Origin of the sequence: Acinetobacter sp. 22323 (assembly GCF_052044895.1) — a bacterium.
In the GTDB taxonomy this organism is placed as follows: Bacteria; Pseudomonadota; Gammaproteobacteria; order Pseudomonadales; family Moraxellaceae; genus Acinetobacter; species Acinetobacter schindleri.
The window spans coordinates 26,823-41,221 of record NZ_JBQEOL010000006.1 but is presented as its reverse complement, the minus strand read 5'-3'; the positions used below and the strand labels follow the sequence as shown (position 1 = coordinate 41,221).

At 44.0% G+C, this 14,399-nt stretch carries 13 protein-coding genes; 8 read left to right on the top strand and 5 right to left on the bottom strand.

What is annotated here, in order from left to right; translation table 11 throughout:
- Positions 1 to 12 precede the first annotated feature (12 nt).
- Entirely contained in the window at positions 13 to 1,266 is a 1,254-nt protein-coding gene (locus ACTJIX_RS05535) for a hypothetical protein (protein ID WP_004813877.1), read from the top strand.
- 67 nt (positions 1,267 to 1,333) lie between these two features.
- Here the strand turns inward: ACTJIX_RS05535 and ACTJIX_RS05530 are convergent, their stop codons facing one another.
- The 3 genes from ACTJIX_RS05530 to mhpT form a co-directional block, all read right to left on the bottom strand.
- On the bottom strand, positions 1,334 to 2,287 hold the full coding sequence (locus ACTJIX_RS05530; protein WP_004813879.1) for a bile acid:sodium symporter family protein: 954 nt from the start codon (positions 2,285 to 2,287) through the stop codon (positions 1,334 to 1,336).
- A 113-nt stretch (positions 2,288 to 2,400) separates the two neighbouring features.
- The gene (gene pncA / locus ACTJIX_RS05525) at positions 2,401 to 3,030 is read right to left on the bottom strand and encodes a bifunctional nicotinamidase/pyrazinamidase (RefSeq protein WP_004813881.1); all 630 of its coding nucleotides are present in this window, start codon (positions 3,028 to 3,030) and stop codon (positions 2,401 to 2,403) included.
- A gap of 610 nt (positions 3,031 to 3,640) precedes the next feature.
- A complete protein-coding gene (gene mhpT, locus ACTJIX_RS05520) occupies positions 3,641 to 4,855 on the bottom strand; it encodes a 3-(3-hydroxy-phenyl)propionate transporter MhpT (protein ID WP_004813883.1) in 1,215 nt (404 codons plus the stop codon).
- A 718-nt stretch (positions 4,856 to 5,573) separates the two neighbouring features.
- Here mhpT and dapA point away from each other — a divergent pair.
- The 5 genes from dapA (at position 5,574) to ACTJIX_RS05495 (ending at position 9,499) form a co-directional block, all read left to right on the top strand.
- A complete protein-coding gene (gene dapA, locus ACTJIX_RS05515; RefSeq protein ID WP_353380531.1) occupies positions 5,574 to 6,473 on the top strand; it encodes a 4-hydroxy-tetrahydrodipicolinate synthase in 900 nt (299 codons plus the stop codon).
- A 12-nt stretch (positions 6,474 to 6,485) separates the two neighbouring features.
- Positions 6,486 to 7,091, top strand: coding sequence for a lipoprotein-34 precursor (NlpB) (locus ACTJIX_RS05510; protein ID WP_163172567.1), 606 nt, complete (start codon positions 6,486 to 6,488; stop codon positions 7,089 to 7,091).
- 38 nt (positions 7,092 to 7,129) lie between these two features.
- On the top strand, positions 7,130 to 7,849 hold the full coding sequence (gene purC / locus ACTJIX_RS05505) for a phosphoribosylaminoimidazolesuccinocarboxamide synthase (RefSeq protein ID WP_004813888.1): 720 nt from the start codon (positions 7,130 to 7,132) through the stop codon (positions 7,847 to 7,849).
- 193 nt (positions 7,850 to 8,042) lie between these two features.
- Entirely contained in the window at positions 8,043 to 8,675 is a 633-nt protein-coding gene (locus tag ACTJIX_RS05500) for a YrbL family protein (protein WP_180185300.1), read from the top strand.
- Between the two features lie 158 nt (positions 8,676 to 8,833).
- On the top strand, positions 8,834 to 9,499 hold the full coding sequence (locus ACTJIX_RS05495) for a YrbL family protein (protein ID WP_440611250.1): 666 nt from the start codon (positions 8,834 to 8,836) through the stop codon (positions 9,497 to 9,499).
- 374 nt (positions 9,500 to 9,873) lie between these two features.
- Here the strand turns inward: ACTJIX_RS05495 and ACTJIX_RS05490 are convergent, their stop codons facing one another.
- Positions 9,874 to 11,148, bottom strand: coding sequence for a replication-associated recombination protein A (locus ACTJIX_RS05490; protein ID WP_163167633.1), 1,275 nt, complete (start codon positions 11,146 to 11,148; stop codon positions 9,874 to 9,876).
- Positions 11,149 to 11,412: 264 nt separating this feature from the next.
- Here ACTJIX_RS05490 and ACTJIX_RS05485 point away from each other — a divergent pair, with 264 nt between their 5' ends.
- Positions 11,413 to 13,548 (top strand): putative bifunctional diguanylate cyclase/phosphodiesterase, encoded by a 2,136-nt coding sequence (locus ACTJIX_RS05485; RefSeq protein ID WP_163172573.1) that lies wholly within the window; start codon positions 11,413 to 11,415, stop codon positions 13,546 to 13,548.
- 10 nt (positions 13,549 to 13,558) lie between these two features.
- On the opposite strand, the gene ACTJIX_RS05480 is transcribed toward ACTJIX_RS05485, so the two are convergent.
- A complete protein-coding gene (locus tag ACTJIX_RS05480) occupies positions 13,559 to 14,011 on the bottom strand; it encodes a YcgN family cysteine cluster protein (protein WP_005220481.1) in 453 nt (150 codons plus the stop codon).
- A gap of 193 nt (positions 14,012 to 14,204) precedes the next feature.
- On the opposite strand from ACTJIX_RS05480, the gene ACTJIX_RS05475 reads away from it, so the two are divergent.
- Positions 14,205 to 14,363 carry a DUF1328 domain-containing protein gene (locus ACTJIX_RS05475; RefSeq protein WP_004647174.1) on the top strand — a complete coding sequence of 53 codons (159 nt, stop codon included), beginning with the start codon at positions 14,205 to 14,207 and terminating at the stop codon, positions 14,361 to 14,363.
- Positions 14,364 to 14,399: the final 36 nt, after the last annotated feature.

The window sequence follows — 14,399 nt, the reverse complement described above, 5'->3', positions numbered from 1 at the left end:
TGGAAGTTTACGTTGAATGCGCCTAGACAAGGGCTATTTGCTAGCCTACTGATTATAAGTTTTGCCCTTCATACCTTCTTACTGGTATTGGCAACCACTCACCAGCTGAATGAAAACCGTGCCAGCCAAGGTCAGCTCATGACCAGTCAACTGGTGACAGACAGCCTAGCTGAGCTGGATCCAGCCAATCGTGTTTCATTGGCTTTACTGGCAAATCGTTATTCCACTAACCCAAGTGTTGCCTCAATTCGCATCCTGGATGCAAATGCTCAGGTTTTAGCCACTGGTGGTCTGACGAAAACCCGAGGTGGTGAGGTTTTTGTCCGCGAAGCATTACTTAACGAGAAAAAAGTCGGTTCAGTTGAGATTACTTTGATTGAGCCAAGTATCGGTGAAATTCTGCGTACCCAGTGGACAGCGATTTTATTCTCTTTCATTCTGCATAGTTTATTATGGTTAGCTTATCGCGCCATTGCCCGTCCAAGCCGCAGTGAATACCTGGCGCGCATCAATAATGAATCACGTCTGAAATTTGAAATTCAAACGCTGACTCAGGCACTGGAACAGGAAAAACACAATGCGGCTTTGGCAATTGCTCAGGCACAGCAAGCGGTTCACAATAAGCCAAAGGAAAAAGACAGCACGCCGGCTGTAGTCGAAAAAGATACCCTGTCGCTGAATATCCAGTTCTATGATCCCAAACAGCTGCTGGATTCGGTCAACAAGACTGTGTCTGTGCCTTATTTCAACTTGTGTCAGATCTTCCTAAATAAGGCCACTGAACTGTGCGTACAACATTATAAACTGAACAGTTCGGATGTCTGGACGGTACACAAGTTTGATGAAAAAGGTGCAACACTGAGTATTGCCGCAGACAAGCCCAATGCCCTCGCCTGCCTCACCCTGATCAGCTATGTCTTCCAGTTACTTTCTGAAGTGCTGTACAAACGCTATCGTGAAGATAAACGTTTTGTCTTGCAGACACGCAGCGCGATCGCTTCAAAAGTGGATGAAATGCAGCTGAATTCAACTCAAGCGGCTGAACGTCTGGCACAGCAACTGATAGCGCGTGAAAGTGCGGTACATGTCCCGAATTTCTTACTTAAATCTATTTCTGATCACTATGAACTGGTCAGCATGCCAAATCCAACCAATGTCCTGACCCGTCATGCTTTCGTGATGAATGGGATGGATGCCGAGATGGCAGAACTGGCGCAAAGCTTCCGAACCGATATCCTGAAATCGAAACAGTCCAAAGCCTCCTAATAAATTTTGAAGAGTAAAAAGCCCGATCTTAGCATCGGGCTTTTTTTATTCCTTGTTTCTGCTGGCATCAGTTCTGCTGATCCGTCTCAGCGGGTTTTCTAGCTGCCCAATAAGTAGCCAAGGCTGGTCCAGAAATATTGTGCCATAAGCTAAAAATGGCACTCGGTACGGCTGTGATGGGAGATGCAGCAAAATGGGTTGCAGCCAAAGCCACACCTAGCCCTGAGTTCTGCATCCCCACTTCAATCGACACCGCACGGCAGTCAATTTCAGCCAGTTTGAAGATTCTGCTAGCCCAATAACCAAGCAAATAACCCAGGCCATTGTGTAAGGCAACAATGCCTAAAATCATTAGTCCGGATTCCAGAATCTGGGTTTTACTGCCAGCAATAATTGCGGCGACAATTGCGACAATCGCAATCACCGAGATCAGTGGCATTACCTGGATATAAGCCTCAACTTTAGCCTTTAAAATGGCACGGATAATCAGGCCCAAAATAATCGGAAATAATACCACTTGCAGAATTGATACCAGCATTGACCAGGCATTGATCTCAATCCACTGACTAGCCAACAGATAGAAAATAGTCGGGGTTAAAACAGGTGCTAGCAAAGTTGAAACCGAAGTACAGGCCACAGACAGGGCTGTATTGCCTTTGGCCATGTAGGTAATCACATTGGATGCAGTTCCACCCGGGCAGCAACCAACCAGGATTACCCCAATCGCAATTTCAGCCGGAAGCTGGAACAGCTGACATAGGAGAAAAGCCAGCCCTGGCATCACCATAAACTGGGCCACCACCCCAATTGCCACTGCTTTTGGACTCTGTAACACACTTTTAAAATCGCCTACTGTCATGGTCATGCCCATACCCAACATAATCAGGCCCAACATCCAGGGAATATAGGCACGTAGCCAGACAAAAAGCTCCGGTAGCATCAGGGCAATGGCAGAAAACAGAATCACCCACAAAGCAAAGGTCTTTTGGACAAACTGGCTAAATTGAAGGAGTGCTGACATGGGGAAATCCGGGGGCATTTAAAAGGAAATCGAGGCATCGTTTGATGCCTCAAAATATATAAATATATCAACTCGTCTGAAAGCAGATCAGCTCAAAAATAAAAAGCCAGCGCTTAGGCCACATCGATTATATCTTTCAGATAAATCCTTTTTACTCCTTGAGCCAGCATATCCTGCCAGGCATGTTGCAGTGAACCATTCAGGTCAATGCCTTTAGTAGCATCCGCAATTACATAGGACTTAAAGCCCAGTTTGCAGGCATCCATCGCTGTCCACGCCACACAGAAATCGGTGGCAATTCCAACAATAAATACCGTATCGATACCACGTTCTCGCAGATAACCTGCCAGACCGGTACTGGTTTTCCGGTCTGCTTCCATAAAAGCAGAGTAACTGTCGATATTTTGATGAAAGCCTTTGCGAATAATCAGCTGCGCTTGTGGCAGATCCAATTCTGGATGCAGTTCAGCATCCGCAGTGCCCTGCACACAGTGGCTTGGCCAGAGCACCTGAGGGCCATACTCTAGCTGGATCGTGTCATAGGTAGCTTTGTCAGGATGATGAGCTGCAAAGGAAATGTGATTTTCTGGATGCCAGTCCTGGGTCAGTACAATATTACTAAAGTATTGTCCTAGTTGATTGATATTCGGAATAATCTGATCCGCACCTGCGACTGCCAGATTACCTCCCGGGGTAAATCCCTTCTGAACATCCACAACAATCAACGCGGCATTCTGCTGCATACGCTCTCATTCCTTGAAATCTTGATGATGCCCAAGCATAGCCTAAAAACCATCCTGTTTTTTAGTCCCGGTGACAAAAATAGAATGACTGCGCATTCTGACAAAAATCATATTCGGGCAATTCTTGGGCCAAATCGCGCACAAAACATAGGTAGATTTTGGCTTTACCTAGCGATGCCACATGAAAGTAACAATAAGCCCGTGTGTAACGTCGTATATAGCCAATCAAAATATTTCGGCATTGCATCAAGCTTAAAGACAATGATGTGTAGATTTACATCATCCATACGCGCTTGATCTTCAAAGCTGAGCTATGCCCGTCCAGAAAGAGATGTGTTTGAGTGTCAAGGAGATGAGATAAAACTCAAGCTCAATTTCGCCCTGAATGGTCCATAGCGTATAGTTTTGATGTTGTTATAGGAAATGCACAATGCGCAGTTTTTGAGCTAAGCACTCTTTTCTTATTTGTAATTATTTTTTAGTGCAATCATGACAAATATGGCTGAATTCGAATAGCGACATAGGTTTTAAGACGTTAATTCATGTCGTTTGAATCATTCTTTGAGACATAAAAAAACCCGCATCCTGCGGGTTTTTTATTCAGTTTCGCTTATGCCGCACTGTTCATTTTACGAACCAAGAACAACATAAATACTGCTGAGATAATAATACATGGGATCGCTGCTGAGATTACGCCCGCCGCACCGAAGCCTGCAGTTAACAGACTACCTGCAATTGCTGGTCCAAGCATTGCACCAATACGGCCTACTGCTGATGCAACACCAACACCCGTACCACGAACTTCTGTTGGGTAAACGATACCACCGAAGGCATACAATACACCTTGACAGCCAATAACGAATGCACCCACTAGCGCTGATGCCATGTACATTTGTGTTAATGAACCTGCAGCGTTTAGCGCCAATAGACCGGCCAAGATACCGCCGTACATTAATAGAATGACGTATGCTTTCTTCCAGCGGTCAGTTAACACACCTAGAATCACTGTACCTACAGTCGCACTTAACATGAAGTAGAACTGAGCCGTAGCACCTTCTTTACGTGTGAAGCCAAGTTCTTGGAATAGAGATGGCAACCAGCTGAGCATGATGTATACCACCATCAATGTGAAGAAGTAGCTTACCCAGATGAACATGGTACGTAGCAGGTTTTGTGAGTTAAACAGATCTTTAAACGCACCTTTAGGCGCAGCATCAGCAGGTGCATTTTCTGCTAGATCTTTCGCTTTTAAGTACTCTTTAGACTCAGGCAATAAGAACATCATCACCGGAATCACGATGATTGGTAATAATCCCCCGAGGTAGAAAATGTTTTTCCAGTTTGCACCAAATTCAGTCGCTGCAATCAATGACAGAATTGCTGCACCGACTGGCATACCACAGTACATCAAACCGACTGCACGACCACGATTTGCAGGTGTTACAGCTTCAGATGCAAGCGTAATCAAGATTGGCATTGCCGCCCCGAGACCCGCACCTGCCAAGAAACGTACAGCCAATAATGAGTTAAAGCTATTGACCCATACTGTACAAAGTGTGAATACAGCGAACACCGCTGTAGACCAGATCAAAACAGTCTTACGGCCAATACGGTCCGCAATACGACCACCGACCAGTGCACCAGGCAATAGGCCCAGAATCCCTGCACTGAAAAATACACCCAATTGTGAGCTATCGAGACCAAAATGCTCACGAATACCCGCTGCTGCAATACCTGCAGCCTGAATATCTAAGCCTTCAATCACTGCAATCAGAAAACAGATCGCGACCGTGACGATAGCATGCTTATTATCTGATTTTTCCATTGGATTATCCTTGTTCAATCAGCGTTCAAATAGAGCCGTCATCATCTATGAGACCGAAGTCGGATTTAACTACCAATAAGTTGAATGTTTTAGTGGGATATACAGATACAGGGATCGGTGCTGTTGTTTGAGATAGAATCCTTAGAAAGTCACAAAAACAATTATTGTCATTGCCAGAAAATTCCTGTTTAAGGATTTAAGGCTTACAGATCAGCTAAAAAAATCCAACATTCAATAAATATCTAAAGATTCATTAATATCTAAAAAGAATTAGTACAGGGATTTCAATGCATTTTTAACCATGTCTATCCTTGTATTATTGATATGTTTTAGCTATTGGATAATCATTTATAAATCTTAAATAATCGCTTAACTATTTGAATTTTCAATGTAATAACTTACTTAAACAGTCATTTATATGACAATTTTATTTAAGTGTCCAATTATCCAGACCATGTGAAAATACTCTTCTCTTTTTATCGTTTTACAAGAAGCTTCATTCTTTTTATTGCTTGCTTGTTGTTACAGAGCTTTGTATAAAGAATTGAGTGGCTTTCAGCAAAGCATATTGTTCTTATGCTGCTGATCAGTCATAATTTGCATACGCAATATTCAATTCGGCGCAAATGCATTGAATTTGCTACAAATCAAAATACAAACCCATCCCAAATATGTTTTCTCATTCTCTTCGGATGGACAAATAGGATAGTTTTTTAAAATGACTCAGCAAGCACAGACCATTCAGGGTTCCATTGTCGCAATCGTCACCCCTATGTTTGAAGATGGCAGCGTAGATTGGAAGGGTCTCGAGAAGCTGGTTGAGTGGCACATTGCAGAGGGCACCAACAGTATTGTCGCGGTTGGTACAACAGGTGAAGCATCTACACTCAGCATGAGTGAACACACGCAAGTGATCAAAGAAATCATTCGTGTCGCGAACAAACGCATTCCAATCATTGCCGGTACAGGCGCAAACTCAACACGTGAAGCCATTGAGCTGACCCAGGAAGCCAAAGACCTGGGCGCAGATGCTGCACTTCTAGTCACTCCGTATTACAACAAGCCAACTCAAGAAGGCCTGTATCAGCACTATAAAGCGATTGCCGAAGCAGTAGACCTGCCGCAAATCCTGTACAACGTACCAGGCCGTACCGGTGTGGACATGTCAAACGAAACAGTGATTCGTCTGGCAGATATCCCGCAAATTGTCGGGATTAAAGATGCGACAGGTGATGTTGAACGCGGTGCTGCACTGATCGCTGGCTTACAAGGCAAAGACATGACCGTGTATTCTGGCGATGATGCAACGGCGTATCAGCTGATGGCACATGGTGCGAAAGGGAACATTTCTGTGACCGCCAACATTGCACCAAAAGTCATGAGCGAAGTGTGTGCCGCTGCGATTAGCGGTGATGATGCTCACGCTGAAGCGCTTAACGCTCAGGTTGCAAATTTACACAATATTTTATTTTGCGAATCGAATCCAATTCCTGTGAAATGGGCACTCCATGACATGGGCCTCATCGGTACAGGTATTCGCCTGCCGTTAACACCACTTGCAGAACAATATCGCGCTCCGCTTCATGAAGCACTTGCTGCAGCGGGCGTCATTAAATAAGAGCACAATACTATGCAATTACGTTTAGGACTTATCCTTGCCCTTTCAGCATTCAGTTTAGCGGGTTGTAGTTCAATGGCCTTTAAAAATGGCACTTTGGATTACAAGGACACCACTACGCTAGAGCCTCTGCAATACCCTGAAGGTGCTATGGTTCGTCCTGCAACGCCATTGTATCCTGCTCCGACAGTAGATCCGCTTGCGATTGAACATGCACCAAAACTGGAAAATGAACGTGGCAACCGTTTTGCCCTGCCCCGCCCTTCTGCTGAGCCAGTTCGTTCAACTCAAGCTGATGAAACTGTTACAGATATAACAGGAAAGCCGCAACTGGTAATGGATGGAAATCAAAATCCGTTGCTCAAAATTGATGGAAATGCTGCTACAATATGGCAATACACTCTTGCCACGCTCAGCAGCCTTAACCATTCCATCGTTGGTCAAAGCAAAGATCGTTACCAGGTAACGATTAAGGTCGATCAGCAGACCTATGTTTTAAGACTCTCTCCTGCAGGTTCGAGTAACACCCTGGCTGTGTTTAATCCTGATAACAGTTTTGCCGATCGCGAAAAAGCAACAGAACTGTTAAACCAGATTTACCAAAATTGGCCAGCCTAGACATTTTCTAGGCATTTTTTTTTGTAGAAGGTTCCCTCATGTTAAAACAAACCTTGCTCTATACTGGTAAAGCGAAATCTGTCTATACCACAGACAGTGAAGACCACCTGATTTTAGTTTTTCGTGACGATGCGTCAGCATTCAATGGCGAAAAGATCGAACAACTGGATCGTAAAGGTAAGGTGAATAACCGTTTTAACGCCTTCATCATGGAAAAGCTGGCTGCTGCTGGTATTGAAACTCATTTTGAGAAGCTATTAACGCCAAACGAAGTATTGGTAAAAAAACTCAAAATGATTCCAGTAGAGTGTGTTGTACGTAACTATGCTGCGGGTTCTTTATGCCGTCGTCTTGGTGTTGAAGAAGGTAAAGAGTTAACACCTCCTACATTCGAATTGTTCTTTAAAGATGACGCCCTTGGCGATCCAATGGTGAACGAATCTCAAGCGATTGCTTTGGGTTGGGCAACTGCTGAACAACTGGCAAAAATGAAAGAACTGACTTACCAAGTGAACGAAGTGCTTAAAGCATTATTCCAAGCGGGTAATATGCTTCTGGTTGATTTCAAACTTGAATTCGGTGTGTTCCACGACCGTATCGTACTGGGTGATGAATTCTCTCCAGACGGTTGCCGTCTATGGGACAAAGATACCAAGAAAAAACTGGACAAAGACCGTTTCCGCCAAGGCCTGGGCGGTGTGGTTGAAGCATATGAAGAAGTTGCTGCACGTTTAGGTATTGATTTAGACAATATCTGATCTGTTATCGACAGATTCAAAAAACCGGGCTGAATGGCTCGGTTTTTTATTTTTATGCTTTTGCAAATCATCAGTTTAAATATCATTTCCATGTCAGCACATGAAATTTTTCTTATTTTTAGGTAGCATTAACCCATCTGTCCATTTCGCCATCGGCGTAGGATGAGATCCCTCGACTTATCAGGAACATTACATGATGTATAAAATTGATGAACTTACCCGTCTGGGCCAAGGATGCTCAAAAATTGTTTTTCAGCACCCCGAGCAAGACGATAAGATTATCAAGATCATGAATCCAGATCGTGTAGATACTGATGGGGGCTGGAAAGGTCATGGCAAGATCAAGCGCCAGTTGTCTCAAGGGGCGTATAAACAGTTCCGCCGTGAGTTATTGCAATACCTACAATTATGCAAGAACAACTATCAATATAACCAGTTTGAGTTTCCTGTTGAAACTCCGTATGGTTTTGTTCAGACCGATAAAGGTTTGGGGCTAGTCGTGGAAAAAATTATCAGCCCAAATGGCAGAGGAATTACCCTGCATGAGCTTTGTCGTGAAAAACAATTTACCGAGAAGCATGCACAGGCTTTGGATCTCTTCTTTGATCAGTGTTGTGATCTGCATATTGTCTATGGTGAAGTGAATATTGCCGGCATCATGTATACCGAACAGCGGCATAATAAACCTGAATTTGTTCTGGTCGATGGTATGGGTGAAAAACTACTCATTCCATTACGTGCCATGAGCAAGCGTATCAATGCTAAAAATGTACGTAAAGTTGAGACTAAAATTAAAGCGCAGATGCAAAAGCTGCTCGAAGCTTAATTTACAATTTTTTGAGCTGAACCACTTCGTTATTTAACTTGGTTCTCAAGTAGTTACTATCATGTACTCCTTTCACCAAAGGTATTGGGTGGGCTTTTTCGTGTATTTTATGTTACATTACGGTTAAAAATTCTCCCATTTATTTTATTCAGGTCTCCATGATGTATCAACTTAATGATCTTACCCTTCTAGGTAAAGGCGGTTATAAACTGGTTTATCAGCATCCGACTGATGAAAGTAAAGCCATTAAAGTGATGAATCCAAACCGCATCAATGATAATGGTGAATGGGCACATCTCGGCCGTTTTAAACGTGGGCATGCTCAAGGTGTATATAAGCAGTTCCGCCGTGAAGTATTGCAATACCTACAGCTGTGTAAAAATCACTATAAGCACAACATTTTTAGTTTCCCGATTGAAACACCCTATGGCTTTGTGGAAACAGATCAGGGCTTAGGACTGGTTGTCGAGAAAATTATCAGTCCGAATGGCAACGGTATTACCCTGCACGAACTCTGCCGTACTGGTGAGTTTAATGACACACATGCTAAAGCACTGGATGAATTTTTTGATGCCTGCTGCGATCTGCATATTGTTTATGGGGAAGTGAATATTGCCGGCATCATGTACAGTGAAAAGCGCAGTGGTAAACCGGAATTTGTCCTGGTTGATGGTATGGGAGATAAACTGTTTATCCCGCTACGTGCCATGAGTAAATCTCTGAATGCCAAGAATGTACGCAAAATTGAAAGTCGAATTCGCCATAAAATGGATGAATTGCTGCAGTCTGCTCAGCAGAATCAAATCGAAAACCGGGCTGCCTAGCTCGGTTTTTTTATTGCCTTCCTCAATCATCGAAAAAACGAATTCTATTAATAAAAATGACCGGTTTTACATCTCTGATCAAAGCTCTTAAAATCATTTCTATAGCAGGCGAGGTCATGGTGTTAGAAGTTATTTTTCGCCAGACTTGCCGACCAGAATTTTTTCTACCCTCTAGGATGTATCTCCCCCAAGGACATCCTATTTTCAGCCCGGTTCTCCCTGAACTGGGCTTTTTTTTGCACACCGTTTTAAGTTTCTAAAAAAGTAATGGACTTGCAACTGAGTTCAGCCTGAGTTGATCGTACAGCTTTTGGCAGGAAAACCAATAAAAATGGACACCTAAAAGGATAAACCGTAGATATCCGTAGAAATTTTTATTGCTGCTGTTGCTGTTGTTGCCAGCGGCGTTGCTGTAAGCGTTCTCCTTCAACCTCACGTTTATTCCGTGCTGACTCATACAGTCTGGTTCCTTTCAGTTCCGGCGGCATATAATCCTGTAGTACAAAATGTTCTGGATAATTATGTGGATACAAATAGTCCACACCATAGCCCTGCTCTTTCATCAGCTTGGTCGGTGCATTACGTAAATGTAGTGGTACGGGCAGATGAGAAGTTTTATCTGCCAGCTCCATGGCTTTATTGATGGCCAGATAGGTGCTATTGCTCTTGGCACTGGTGGCCAGATAAACTGCACACTGTCCCAATATAATCCGGCATTCCGGCATTCCAACGGCCTGAACAGAACGGAAGCATTCTCCCGCCAGTAACAATGCATTTGGATTGGAGTTGCCAATATCTTCAGATGCTGCAATCAGCATACGGCGTGCAATAAAGACTGGATCTTCACCACCCTTTAACATCCGTGCCATCCAGTATAGTGCTGCGTCCGGATCACTGCCACGAATCGATTTGATAAAGGCTGAGACTAGATCATAGTGCTGCTCACCAGACTTATCATAGCGGGCAATATTTTGCTGCGCTACCTTTACCACCACCGCATTGGTGATGATATTTTCCATATCCGGTTCAAAGGTGCTGGCAACCAGATCTAGCAGATTAAGTGCTTTACGTGCATCTCCTGCTGCAAACTGGATCAGGGCATCGAATTCTTCAATCTGGATATGACGCTCTTGTAAAAAATTATCAGAGTGAATCGCCTGAGTCAATAAAGTCTCAATTGCCTCGGCACTTAAAGCATTTAAACTATAAACCTGACAGCGTGACAACAAGGCACTGTTGACTTCAAAAGATGGATTTTCGGTGGTGGCACCAATCAGGGTAATCTTGCCTTTTTCGACCGCATTTAACAAAGCATCCTGCTGAGACTTATTAAAACGGTGAATCTCGTCAATAAACACCACGGGGGTCAGCAGATCACCACCGTCCGCAATGACTTCACGAAGTTCTTTCACCCCGGTATTTAGTGCAGACAGACTGACAAAGGGCCGGTCCACTGCCTGTGCCAGTAAAAGTGCAATTGTGGTTTTGCCTACACCGGGTGGACCCCAGAAAATGATAGACGGTAAATGCCCCTGATCAATCATCTGACGTAAAGGTGCATTTTCACCGAGCAGGTGATCCTGTCCAATAATTTCCCTGAGGTCACGTGGCCTCAAACGTTCAGGAAGAGGGATATGGCTGTCTGACATTTTATAATGGGCTCACTTTTAATCTGTTTGCATTCTAGCATTAGCTGTTTTTAATTCCGAATATGAAGTTTGTCTAGCTTCTGTCTCTGTACCGACGTATGACAATATTTTTTATCATTTCAAGTGAATTAGACCTTGCATCTTCATACAAATTTGATCATATTCTTTTTAGATCAGCTAGCGCTGAATGAATGTTCTTTTATTCTAATAATAGATAAGTGGGTCCGGGGTTAGATCAAATAAAACCTCTGTATCGGTGAATACATGGAATTTGATAAGCAGAATTTGGACACTTTTGCCCGGTTTGAATCACCGGATTCATTACCGTCAGATACTTTCAGGTCGACCACTGGCCCAGAGCTAACATGTATCCAGGATTTTGCTGATGCCCTCCCTCAACCAATGTGGTTGCAGACTCGGGATGAGATTGAATATTTTAATACGGCCATGCAGGACTATCTCGGGATTGATCTGAATGAGTACGGTCGGGAATACTGGCAACAGTTTATTCATCCTGATGATTTATCTAATTTTATTAGCGAATGGCATACTGTACTGAATAAACGTCAGAATGCAGAACTGCAATGCCGGATCCAGAAACTCGATCACGGTTATCGTATGTGTCTGCTGAACATGAAGTTTCATTATGAAACGGGTAGCCTGCTGCACTGGGCTATCACCCTGACCGATGTGCATGATTATTTTGAAATCCAGCAGCAACTCTCTCAGATCATTGCTACTCAGCAAAATATGCTGGATGCAAGCTTAGACTGCATAAAAATCATGACGCCTGATGGTAAATTGAGTCATGTAAACCGTTCTGGCCGACAGGCTTTGGGACTGTCTGAAACTGAACAGCATTTTGGTATGTCCTGGCTGAATCTGCTGCCTGCCGAGGTCCGTCCATCTGGCAGGCGTGCGCTAAAGCGTGCTGCCCAAGGCATGAATGCCCGTTTTTCTGGCACTAGCCAGCTACAGGGTCAAGCACCAGAGTATTGGGATAATTTACTCACTCCAATCGTGGATGAACACAATGTGACTCGACAGATTCTGTGTGTTTCACGTAATGTCAGCCAGCAAAAACAGGTGGAAACCCGGCTGAAAGCAGTCACAGAAATTGATGAGCTGACTGGACTATATAATCGCGGCACTTTCTATAAACAGTTTAAACGCGTCCTGTTCAGAGCACGGCAACAACAGAGCCAAGCCGGGCTGCTCCTGATTGACCTAGACTATTTCAAGCATATCAATGACACCTTGGGGCATATTGCCGGTGACCATCTTTTACATGTCCTGGGGGAACGTTTCAAGAACAATCTTGGACCTGAAGCCATCGTCTCCCGTTTAGGGGGTGATGAATTTGCTGTCTTGGTCCAAAATCTTGAGCATGAATCACAGCTGTTAGAGGTGGCTAAAAAGGTCTGTCAGCAGATGGAAATACCGATCAGTTATGCCGGTAGAAGTATTAATAGTGGCATCAGTGTTGGTGGTGCCATTTATCCCCGTGATGCCATCAACAGTTCCAACTTATTAAAATGTGCCGATATCGCACTCAATGATCTGAAAAACAGTGGTCGCGGTGGCATCCGCATGTTCAGTCAGGAAATGTTTGAATCGCTGGACAAGATGACCCGTCAACTAATTTTGGCGCGTAAAATTATCAATTCAAACCAGATTATTCCTTACTATCAACCCAAGGTACGCCTGTCCGATGGTGCGGTGATTGGTTTTGAAGCACTGCTGCGCTGGAAAGATCAGCACCACCAGGTTCAGCTGCCATCCCGTATTTTCTGTGCTTTTCAGGACTATGAACTGGCCTCAAGAATCAGCGAAACCATGCAGCTGAAAGTCTTTGAAGATATGACCCAATGGCAGGAACAAGGCTTAGAAGTTCTGCCAATCTCGATCAACGCAGCGCCTGTCGAATTCCTACGTGACGATTATGCTGAAAAGTTATTAGAACGGCTGTCTCGCTTTGATATTTCGGCAGACAAGGTTGAACTGGAAATTACCGAACAAAGTCTGTCAGAACGGGGAGCTAATTATGTCATTCGTGCACTGAACTTGTTAAAACAGGCGGGCATTCATATTTCTTTAGATGATTTCGGTACCGGCCATTCTTCCCTGACCCGTTTACAGGAATATCCGGTGGACTGTATCAAAATTGACCGTAACTTTGTGGAACGCCTGAATACTGATCCCTCGGCACTAGCAATTGTCAAAGCCATTACCCAGATCGGGTCCAGTATTGAGCTTGATGTGCTGGTAGAAGGTATTGAAAATACTGAGCAACTTTCTACCCTGATCAATTGTGACTGCCAGATCGGACAAGGTTTTTATTTCTATCGGCCAATGGCGGGTAGTGCAGCACAGCAATTACTGCATAGCACTGTGTGTTAGAACGAAATTTCTAGCGCACCCAGCGCACAATATGATCTTCCATTTCGTCTTCATCGACTTCGAGCTCACTCAGACAGCGGCCTGCGGCTGACTTGCGCGCTTTAATGACACTTTCACGTGAACCGCTGATCAGGTAATGCCAAGACGGCAAGTGTTTTCCTTCAGCCACCCGGCGATAGGCACAACTGGCTGGTAACCAGTGAATAGCCGCCAATTTTTCAGGCGTGAGCTGAATACAGTCAGGCACGAATTGTAAACGGTTGGGATAATCTGAACAGCGCGCGGTCTGACAGTCAAGCAGTTTACAGGCAACGCGTGTATAGGTGACTTCCTGAGTATCTTCATCTTCAAATTTAATGAGACAGCAGAGCCCGCAGCCATCACACAATGCTTCCCACTCCTGAGGCTTCAGCTCGTTCAGGGTATAGTGTTTCCAGAATTCAGGACGCAAAGTATCAGTCATAACAGCAGGCAGAGATGAGACAGGAGCAATCTATTATAGCAGCCCTGCACAAAATAAACGTACTGTAAGCATCTGATAACTATACTCACACGATTACTAACTATTAGACAGATTATCAACAAAAGGTTAACAGTTTGAAGAGCTTATTGTCCCTATACTAATTTTGAGAATAAAAACACATGGAGATTCAAAGATGTTTCGTTGGGCTATTATATTCGCTGTTATTGCATTGATTGCCAGTTTACTGGGTTTTGGTGGAGTAGCCGGTCTGTCTAAGGATTTCGCGATTATTCTGTTGGTAATTGCGGTTATTCTTGCAATTGTTGGTTTCTTGTCCCGCGGTAAGGTCTAGAGTAACGGATCTTGTCCTGATTCAAGACCATCTACC

What these genes read in the sequence shown, in the direction of transcription:
- ACTJIX_RS05530 (WP_004813879.1), bottom strand. Translation starts at nt 2,287, where the DNA reads ATGTCAGCACTCCTTCAATTTAGCCAGTTTGTCCAAAAGACCTTTGCT.
- pncA (WP_004813881.1), bottom strand. Translation starts at nt 3,030, where the DNA reads ATGCAGCAGAATGCCGCGTTGATTGTTGTGGATGTTCAGAAGGGATTT.
- mhpT (WP_004813883.1), bottom strand. Translation starts at nt 4,855, where the DNA reads ATGGAAAAATCAGATAATAAGCATGCTATCGTCACGGTCGCGATCTGT.
- dapA (WP_353380531.1), top strand. Translation starts at nt 5,574, where the DNA reads ATGACTCAGCAAGCACAGACCATTCAGGGTTCCATTGTCGCAATCGTC.
- ACTJIX_RS05510 (WP_163172567.1), top strand. Translation starts at nt 6,486, where the DNA reads ATGCAATTACGTTTAGGACTTATCCTTGCCCTTTCAGCATTCAGTTTA.
- purC (WP_004813888.1), top strand. Translation starts at nt 7,130, where the DNA reads ATGTTAAAACAAACCTTGCTCTATACTGGTAAAGCGAAATCTGTCTAT.
- ACTJIX_RS05500 (WP_180185300.1), top strand. Translation starts at nt 8,043, where the DNA reads ATGATGTATAAAATTGATGAACTTACCCGTCTGGGCCAAGGATGCTCA.
- ACTJIX_RS05495 (WP_440611250.1), top strand. Translation starts at nt 8,834, where the DNA reads ATGATGTATCAACTTAATGATCTTACCCTTCTAGGTAAAGGCGGTTAT.
- ACTJIX_RS05490 (WP_163167633.1), bottom strand. Translation starts at nt 11,148, where the DNA reads ATGTCAGACAGCCATATCCCTCTTCCTGAACGTTTGAGGCCACGTGAC.
- ACTJIX_RS05485 (WP_163172573.1), top strand. Translation starts at nt 11,413, where the DNA reads ATGGAATTTGATAAGCAGAATTTGGACACTTTTGCCCGGTTTGAATCA.
- ACTJIX_RS05480 (WP_005220481.1), bottom strand. Translation starts at nt 14,011, where the DNA reads ATGACTGATACTTTGCGTCCTGAATTCTGGAAACACTATACCCTGAAC.
- ACTJIX_RS05475 (WP_004647174.1), top strand. Translation starts at nt 14,205, where the DNA reads ATGTTTCGTTGGGCTATTATATTCGCTGTTATTGCATTGATTGCCAGT.